Below are 8,056 nucleotides of genomic sequence, written 5' to 3'. Positions count from 1 at the left end.
GCCGCGCGCCTTCTCTTCCGGCGCCTTGTCGATCTGGTCGTACGCCAGCACCGCGCCGCCGTGCTTCTCCGCCATCACCTTCGTCAAGGCAGCCGTCAACGTCGTCTTGCCATGGTCGACGTGACCGATGGTGCCCACGTTCACATGCGGCTTGGTACGTTCAAACTTCTCTTTGGCCACAGCGGCGTTCCTCTATCTAGAAGTCACTCGTTCGAGATGGCGACAACAATGCAACAGACAACCGAATTCAATGCATCGACTCGAGGTGGAGCTCACGACCGGGATTGAACCGGTGACCTCGTCCTTACCAAGGACGTGCTCTACCAACTGAGCTACGTGAGCGTTCCGACAACCTCAAGGACAAAACCTTGCAGATCTCTTATCTCCGCCGGACTCGCACTCGATCCCGAGCAGTCAATGGAGCGGGTGATGGGAATCGAACCCACACCATCAGCTTGGAAGGCTGAGGTTCTACCATTGAACTACACCCGCATCGAGGAGTGGTGGAGGGGGTAGGATTCGAACCTACGAAGGCATAAGCCAGCAGATTTACAGTCTGCCCCCGTTGGCCGCTTGGGTACCCCTCCGCGGACATAAGAGCCGGGCATTCTCTTCGCCAACTCATTGAGTGTCAACAGCAACCAAGAGGTCTTTGACACGCGCCGGCAAATTTCCTGCTTAAGTCATCTGCCAAGGCGCCGATACCCACCTTACCGGGCGCCTTGCAGGTGCCCGCGAATCTTTACGACGCAGCTTTATGGACGCTGGCTATGCTGCCTCAGGATCTGGAACTACGCCTCAAAGCCCAAATCGATTTTCCCAGTCCGCCGCAGGTGGCGACCGAGATCATCGCGCTCGCCCGCGATCCGGAGATCGAGATGGCCAAGGTGGCCACCGCCGTGGGCCGCGACCCGGCCATGACGGCCAAGATCCTGCGCATCGCCAATTCCGCATTCTACGCCCAGCGCCGCCCCAGTCAGAACCTGCGCCAGGCGCTAGTCATCATCGGCCTGAATGCCGCCCTGACCCTGGCGCTGAGCTTTTCGCTGGTTTCGTCCATGCGGGCCCTCAAGGCCACGGGCATCGACTACAGCCGGTTCTGGCGCCGCGCCCTGCTGGGCGCCACTGCCGCCCGCGCGTTCAGCGAGGCGGCGAAGACCGGTCACGCCGAAGACATTTTCTTGTCCGCGATGCTGCAGGACATGGGGGTCCTGGCCCTGGACCGCGCGGTGCGCGACTTCTACGGCCAGCTGCCGCCGAACGCCACGCATGCCGACTGGGTGGCGTACGAGATCGCCCGGCTGGGCAAGGACCACTCCTACTACACGGCCATGATGCTGCGCACCTGGAACCTGCCGGAACGGCTGTGCAAGCCCGTCGAGGCCAGCCACGCCCCACAGATGTTCTCCGCGGCGAGCGAGGAAGGTCAGTTCGCGCGCTGCGTCGCGCTAGGTAGCGATCTCGCTGAGGCCGTTCTGTCTGCCGACCATGCGAGCTCGGTCCCCGCCCTCGCCCAGCGGGCCCACCGCCTGTTGAGCATGAGCCACGAGCACTTCAACGAAGTGGTGGCGCGCATCCTCAGCCTGATCCCGGAAACCGAAGCCCTGTACGAAACCAGCATTCTCGACGCGGATGGCGCCGAGAACCTGCTGGCCGAAGCGCGCGAATTGCTGGCCGTGCGCAACCTGCACGCGCTGCAGGAAGTCACCAACCTGCAGGCCACCACCAGTGTTTTGCTCACACGCACCGAGGAAGCGGAGGATTCGAGCCGCCGCGACCCGTTGACCGGCGTGCTCAACCGTCCGTGGCTGGATCGCATGCTCGATCGCGAGTTCACGCAGTCCGTGGTGTTTGGCCGCGATCTGAGCGTCGCGCACATCGACCTCGATCGCTTCAAGCTGATCAACGAAAAGTACGGCACGCCAGTGGGCGACAAGGTGTTGCACAGCTGCGCGCGGGCGATTCAAGCCGTGGTCCGCGGCAGCGACCTCGTGGCGCGCTTTGGTGGCGAGGAGTTCATCGTGGTGCTGCCAAGCACCGACCGCACCATCGCCCGCCAGATCGCCCAGCGCATCCTGGGGTCCCTCGCGGGTGCGGATCATGGTGCCGAAGCGGGTGGCATCCGCATTACGGCCTCCATCGGTGTCGCGACCTACACAACCAAGCAACGCTTCCCGAGCACGCTGGCGTTGCTGGAAGCCGCCGACCATGCGCTGTATGCCGCGAAGCTTTGCGGCCGCAATCGAGTCGAGTGCTACGACGAGCTGCCCACTTCACGACGCAGCCCCGTCTCGGCGAGAACCTAGTGGCAATCAACGCGTTGGGCTGATATCCACCAGTTCCACGCGTCCCGCATCGAACGCCTCGCCCAGGAACAGGCTGCCGACGCGCGCGAATCGTTCCGGACCATCGGTGGCCTGAAGAATCATCCTGCCCGGCACCCGTTCTCCGGTGCGCAACAATCCCAGCTCCGACAACTCCGCATGCACCGCATTCGCCGTGGTCTCGGCCGAATCGACAATGGTGACCGAGGGACCGATGACAGCGCGCAATGCCGTCGCAAGTACCGGGAAGTGCGTGCAGCCGAGCAATAACGTGTCGATCAGTGGATCGTTACGAAACAATTCATCGATATAGCGATGCGCGATTGCTTCCGCGATGGCGCCCTCGGTCCAGCCCTCCTCCGCCAACGCGACGAACAGTGAGCATGCTTGTGCGACAACCCGAGCATCTGGCTTCGCGTGCGCGATTGCTCGTTGATATGCACCGCCTCGCACTGTTCCCTCGGTGGCAAGCACGGCAATGTGTCCGGACTTCGACGCCGCGCAGCCCGCGATCGAACCTGGTTCGATCACGCCGATCACCGGCATGGGCGCGAACCGCTGCCGCAACGGCTCGACAGCCACCGACGACGCCGTGTTGCAGGCAATGACCAGGTACTTGATGCCCTGATTGACCAGGAACTCCGCGGCCTGAATGGAATAGCGCAACACCGAAGCGCCGCTCTTGGTGCCGTAGGGCAGCCGCGCGGTATCGCCCAGATAAATGAATTGCTCCGCGGGCAAGCGTTGTCGGAGCGCGCGCAGCACGGTCAGTCCGCCGACGCCGGAATCGAAGACGCCGATGGGAAGCGAGTTTGGTTGGCTCATGAAGCGGCGAGGAGAGGTTGGAGTGGCTGGTCGCCGATCAGGCGAGCATAGGTGGCCGAGTCGATATTGCTGCCGCAGACGATCAGCCCGACCCGCTTGCCCTGCAATCGTTGTTTCAGTGGACCTAGTAACGCGGCGGTCGCCGCCGCGCCCGCCGGTTCCACCGCCAGCTTGGCGTTGCGCAGCAGGAAGCGCATGGCCGAACGCATCTGGTCATCGCTGATCCGCACCAGCCCGTCGACGTTGCGGCGACACAGCTCGAACGAGATGGGCAACGCATACGGCGCGCCGAGACTGTCGGCGATCGTCGCGACCCGCTCGATGGCTTGCGGCTCGCCGGCGGCAAAACTGCGGTGCATGGTGTCCGCCCCTTCCGGCTCGACCCCGAAGACCTCGCAGTTCGGCGCCAGCAACTTGACGGCGGAGGAGATGCCGGCGCACAGCCCGCCACCGCCGATCGGCACGATAACGGCGTCGAGGCCCGGAATCTGCTCACAAAGCTCGAGGCCGACGCCCGCGGTCCCCAGCGCCGTGGTCCGGCCTTCAAAGGGATGGATGAGCGTCCTGCCCTCCTGTTCCGCAAGGCGGGCAGCGAGCTCGAATCCGGCGTGCGCCGTTTCGGCGAACACCACCTCGGCACCCAAGGATCGACACAACTGCACACGCATGGGATTGGCGGACGCGAACATCACTACTTTGGCACTGACGCCGGCCGACGCCGCCGCGAAGGCCACAGCGGCCGCGTGGTTGCCGGCGCTGACCGCGGTAACTCCTCGCTTGCGCGCATCTTCCGACAGCGCCAGGACATTCAGCAGGGCGCCGCGCGCCTTGAATGTACCGGTGCGCTGGAACAGCTCCAGCTTCAGCCACGTCTCCGTGGTGGCGCCAAACGCGTCATCGACCTCGGGCGACTGCAACCGATGCACGGGCGTTCGCACCACATGAGTGGCAAGCCGTCCGACAGCGGTGCGTATTTCGTCAAGCGTAAGCGCCATCACCATCGATATGTACCTATCGGGATAACCATTCCCTGGCTCCGGGAATATCGTGCGATGGACATTGTGCGTGAATCGCACAGCCGCTGACGACGAGATTCAATGTCAACATTCAGTGACATGCAGTTACGACATAAGACCCTATCAACACACTTCGCACGCGCGCGCGAGCGCGGCATAATGATCACGCACCGAAACTCGGGGAGTTGAGCATGGAGCGACGTCTCCATACACGTCATAGAGCGCGTACCGCCGTCTACGTTTCCGTCCCCGGCCGTCCCGGCAAGCTATGCCGCGCGCGCAACTTGAGCGCCAACGGCGTCTTCATCGAAACCGAAAACCTGGGATTGAAAAAAGGCGCGACGGTGCACCTGGCCTTCGCGATCAATCTCGGCGTGGTGACCAAGATCCATCGCCGCACGGCCATCGTGGCGCACGTGTCCAAGGGCGGCACCGGCCTGATGATGGAAAGCCTGACCGGCACGCGCTGATGAGCTGATCGGGTCAGAGGATTGGTCAGGCGCACGCGACAGCGTGCCCTGAGCTCATTGCTTTCATATCCGCCGCGATCGTGCGCGACGCGGCGAACAGCGATCCGGAACACAGCAACAGCAACGCCGGGATCACGTACATCGCATTGTGCAGACCGGTAGCGCGGAACGACTCGGCCATCTCGGCGGCACCCGCCGCCAACATGGCGTGATGCGCGAAGTAGTCGCTCAGCGCGCCCATGATGGTCGAACCGAAGCTCGCGCCAAGTACATACATCGCAAAGAAATATAGCGACACCGCCGTACCTCGCACGTTGGGCGGCACGACGTCTTGAATCGCCGTATACACCGTCGAGTAATACGCGAAGGACAGCGCGGTCGAGGTAGCCATCAACGCCGTGAACATCACGACGCCGCCTTTCGGTTGTTGAAGCGCGAGGAACACGCAGGGCGCAGCCAGCAGTAGCGCCACCGCGCCCACCAACACGCGTCCATTCGGCCGCGTCATATGCAGGCGATCGCCCAGCCAGCCACCGACCCACAAACCAACGATACCGGTCAGTCCCAACGACACCGCCGAGAGGGTGTTCGCATCCTTCAATCCCAGCGCGTGGAAACGTTGCAGGAACGGCGTTTGAAACACGTTCATCGCGTAGACGCTGAAGTTGTAGAGCAGACCCGACAGCACGATCCACCACATGGTCTTGATCCGCATCACCAGGCGATAGGGCGAGACCGGCAGCGCCAGCGAAGTGCGCGCTTCCACCGCTCCACGCGGTGGTTCCTTGATGAAGAGCGCAAGCACCGCGAGTATCAGGCCGGGCACACACGCGACCATGAACGCCGCGCGCCAGCCCCAGGCCTGCCCGATCACGCCGGAAAGCATATACGCGGCGAACAGCCCCAACGGCAGACCGAGCATGAAGATGGCCATGGCTCTGGCGCGCCGCTCGGGCGGATACAGATCGCCGATCAGCGATTGGCTCGCCGGCGCGCAACTTGCTTCACCGATGCCGACGCCGATGCGCGTCAGCAGGAACGATGTGTAGTTCCACGCAAGCCCGGACGCTGCGGTCAGCACACTCCAGACGGTCACGCCGACGGCGATCAAGCGAGTGCGCAGCCAGTTGTCCGTGACCCAGCCCAACGGCACTCCGACCGCCGCATACACCAGCGTGAACACGGTGGCCAGCAGGCCAAGCTGCGTGTCGTTCAAGCCGAACTCGATGCGAATCGGCTCGCCCAACGCGCCGGCGATCTGCCGGTCGAAAAAATTCATGAGGTTGATGCCAAACAGGATCGCCAAGGCGTACCGCGCGTTCCGCTGCTGATCAGTCACGAAGCCCCCATGTTCTTGTTGCTTGCGATTGGTCTGTGGTTTGGGGCCCGAGCCTAACATCCGCGTCGCGTTTTGAGTGCGCGAGATTCCCATCACCAGCCGGTACCACCGTGTGCCAGCCGCGAACGAAGGATGAGATGATGCCGGGGTGACAGCCTTCATGAACAATATCCCCGGCGAACAGGCCGCCATCGACCTCGGCGCCGCGCTCAAAAGTCGCTTTGGCTTCAGTTCCTTCCGGCCGGGACAAGAAGCCATCGTGCGTGACGCGCTGGCGCGGCGGGACCTGCTGGCCATCATGCCCACCGGCGGCGGCAAATCGCTGTGCTTTCAATTGCCCGCGGTTCTGCAGTCCGGGATCACGCTGGTGATCTCACCACTGATCGCGCTGATGCAGGACCAGGTGCGCCTGCTCCAGGACAACGGCATCGCGGCCACATACATCAACTCCAGCCTGGAGCAAGGCGAAGTGAGCGCGCGGTTGCGAGGCGCCGCGCAAGGCGAATACAAGCTGCTGTACCTCGCGCCGGAGCGCTTGATGCAATCCGGATTCCTCGATGGCGTGCTGACGCGCCTCGTCGACGGTCGCGGCGTCGCTGCATTCGTCATCGACGAAGCACACTGCGTCTCCGAATGGGGCCATGACTTCCGGCCGGAATATCGACAGCTCGCTACGCTCCGCCGGCGCCATCCAAACATTCCGATGTTCGCGTTCACCGCCACGGCGACACCGCGAGTTCGCGATGACATCGTCAATCAATTGGCGCTGCGCGACCCGGCCATTCACGTCGCCAGCTTCAATCGCCCGAATCTGTATTACGGCGTGCGGCCCAAGAACAAGCGCACCTATGACGAGCTGCTGGCGCGAGCGCGCGAAGACGATGCGGGCATCGTGTATTGCCTGTCACGCAAGCGCGTCGACGAGCTCGCCTTGCAGTTGCAGTCCGACGGCATCGCCGCCCTGCCCTATCACGCCGGGCTCGATGCCGAGCAGCGCCGGCGCAATCAAGAAGCCTTCATTCGCGACGACGCGCGCGTGATCGTCGCCACGATCGCGTTCGGCATGGGCATCAACAAGCCGGATGTGCGCTGGGTGGTTCATTACGATCTGCCGCGCACGCTGGAAAGTTACTACCAGGAGTCCGGGCGCGCCGGCCGCGATGGCGATCCCGCCGAATGCATTCTGTATTTCAGCGCCGCCGACATCCGCACTGCCGAGTTCCTGATCCAGCAAAAAGTGGACCCGGACAGCGGCGAGCCGCTCGAGAACGAGCAGCGCCTGGCCCGACAACAGCTGCGGCAGGTGCTCAACTACGCCGAGTCCACCGAATGCCGGCGGGGAATCCAGCTGCGATACTTCGGCGAAGTGCTCAGCGGTTCGTGCGGGAACTGCGACAACTGCCGCAATCCGCGCCTGTTACGGGACCGTACCGTCGAAGCACAGCAGTTTCTGTCGTGTATCGCGCGGCTCGCGCAAAGACGCGAACGATTCGGCGCCGCCTACCTGATCGACATCCTCCGCGGCAGCCAGTCACAGCGCTTGATCGACAATGGACATGCGCAGCTCAGTGTCTACGGCATCGGCAAGCAACACAGTATCGAGACCTGGCGCAGCGTGGCGCGCGCCTTGTTGCATCAAGGCCTGGTCCAGGAGACGCAGGATGGCTACCCGGTCCTGTTCCTCAACGCGCTCAGCTGGGAGGTCCTGCGCGGCGAGCGGAAGGTGCAGATCGCCGAAGCGCCTGCCTCTGGCCGGCGACAAGCCGCTGGCATTGGCGCCACGAGCGCTGCGGACGACCTGCACGTGGCCGACCAACCACTGTTCGACCGCTTGCGAGCCCTCCGCAAGCGATTGGCCGACCAGAGCGGCGTGCCGCCCTACGTCATCTTCCACGACGCCACATTGCGCGAAATGGCGCGCAGAGCGCCGGCCAATCTGGAAGAATTCGCCGCCATTCCGGGCGTGGGCCAGGCCAAGCTGGCGCGCTATGGAGAGTTATTCACCGACGAGATCCGCGCGGCTCGCGCAGTCCGCGGCGAGTAATCAGCGCATCGCGGGTATAATCCCGCCGCCTCACGAGC

Annotated in this window: 7 protein-coding genes and 3 tRNA genes; 3 read left to right on the top strand and 7 right to left on the bottom strand. The window is 63.5% G+C overall.

Annotated elements, in window-relative coordinates; all coding sequences use genetic code 11:
- The 4 genes from VGE08_RS05070 to VGE08_RS05055 all read right to left on the bottom strand — a co-directional run.
- Positions 1-180, bottom strand: a 180-nt coding sequence (locus VGE08_RS05070) for a GTP-binding protein (protein ID WP_331066773.1), incomplete at its 3' end; no start/stop codon positions are given.
- A gap of 86 nt (positions 181-266) precedes the next feature.
- A tRNA-Thr gene (locus VGE08_RS05065) sits at positions 267-342 on the bottom strand.
- 76 nt (positions 343-418) lie between these two features.
- Positions 419-492, bottom strand: a tRNA-Gly gene (locus VGE08_RS05060).
- Positions 493-501: 9 nt separating this feature from the next.
- Positions 502-587: transfer RNA gene (locus tag VGE08_RS05055), tRNA-Tyr, on the bottom strand.
- A 183-nt stretch (positions 588-770) separates the two neighbouring features.
- Here VGE08_RS05055 and VGE08_RS05050 point away from each other — a divergent pair.
- On the top strand, positions 771-2,306 hold the full coding sequence (locus VGE08_RS05050) for a GGDEF domain-containing protein (protein WP_331066772.1): 1,536 nt from the start codon (positions 771-773) through the stop codon (positions 2,304-2,306).
- Between the two features lie 6 nt (positions 2,307-2,312).
- Here the strand turns inward: VGE08_RS05050 and murI are convergent, their stop codons facing one another.
- Positions 2,313-3,149, bottom strand: a complete 837-nt coding sequence (gene murI / locus VGE08_RS05045) for a glutamate racemase (RefSeq protein ID WP_331066771.1) — start codon at positions 3,147-3,149, stop codon at positions 2,313-2,315.
- Complete coding sequence (locus VGE08_RS05040) at positions 3,146-4,144, bottom strand: threonine/serine dehydratase (protein ID WP_331066770.1); 999 nt, start codon at positions 4,142-4,144, stop codon at positions 3,146-3,148. The genes murI and VGE08_RS05040 overlap by 4 nt, the downstream gene beginning before the upstream one ends.
- Before the next feature lie 212 nt (positions 4,145-4,356).
- Here VGE08_RS05040 and VGE08_RS05035 point away from each other — a divergent pair, with 212 nt between their 5' ends.
- Positions 4,357-4,635 (top strand): PilZ domain-containing protein, encoded by a 279-nt coding sequence (locus VGE08_RS05035; protein ID WP_116808918.1) that lies wholly within the window; start codon positions 4,357-4,359, stop codon positions 4,633-4,635.
- Positions 4,636-4,660: 25 nt separating this feature from the next.
- Here VGE08_RS05035 and VGE08_RS05030 read toward each other — a convergent pair whose 3' ends face one another.
- On the bottom strand, positions 4,661-5,974 hold the full coding sequence (locus VGE08_RS05030; protein WP_331066769.1) for an MFS transporter: 1,314 nt from the start codon (positions 5,972-5,974) through the stop codon (positions 4,661-4,663).
- Between the two features lie 160 nt (positions 5,975-6,134).
- Here VGE08_RS05030 and recQ point away from each other — a divergent pair, with 160 nt between their 5' ends.
- The gene (gene recQ / locus VGE08_RS05025; RefSeq protein ID WP_331066768.1) at positions 6,135-8,018 is read left to right on the top strand and encodes a DNA helicase RecQ; all 1,884 of its coding nucleotides are present in this window, start codon (positions 6,135-6,137) and stop codon (positions 8,016-8,018) included.
- Positions 8,019-8,056 lie beyond the last annotated feature (38 nt).

The organism is Steroidobacter sp., assembly GCF_036406195.1.
In the GTDB taxonomy this organism is placed as follows: Bacteria; Pseudomonadota; Gammaproteobacteria; order Steroidobacterales; family Steroidobacteraceae; genus Steroidobacter.
This window is presented reverse-complemented; position numbering and strand designations above follow the sequence as displayed.

Excerpts from the sequence above, each read along its gene's own strand:
- VGE08_RS05050 (WP_331066772.1), top strand. The coding sequence starts at position 771 with ATGCTGCCTCAGGATCTGGAACTACGCCTCAAAGCCCAAATCGATTTT.
- murI (WP_331066771.1), bottom strand. The coding sequence starts at position 3,149 with ATGAGCCAACCAAACTCGCTTCCCATCGGCGTCTTCGATTCCGGCGTC.
- VGE08_RS05040 (WP_331066770.1), bottom strand. The coding sequence starts at position 4,144 with ATGGCGCTTACGCTTGACGAAATACGCACCGCTGTCGGACGGCTTGCC.
- VGE08_RS05035 (WP_116808918.1), top strand. The coding sequence starts at position 4,357 with ATGGAGCGACGTCTCCATACACGTCATAGAGCGCGTACCGCCGTCTAC.
- recQ (WP_331066768.1), top strand. The coding sequence starts at position 6,135 with ATGAACAATATCCCCGGCGAACAGGCCGCCATCGACCTCGGCGCCGCG.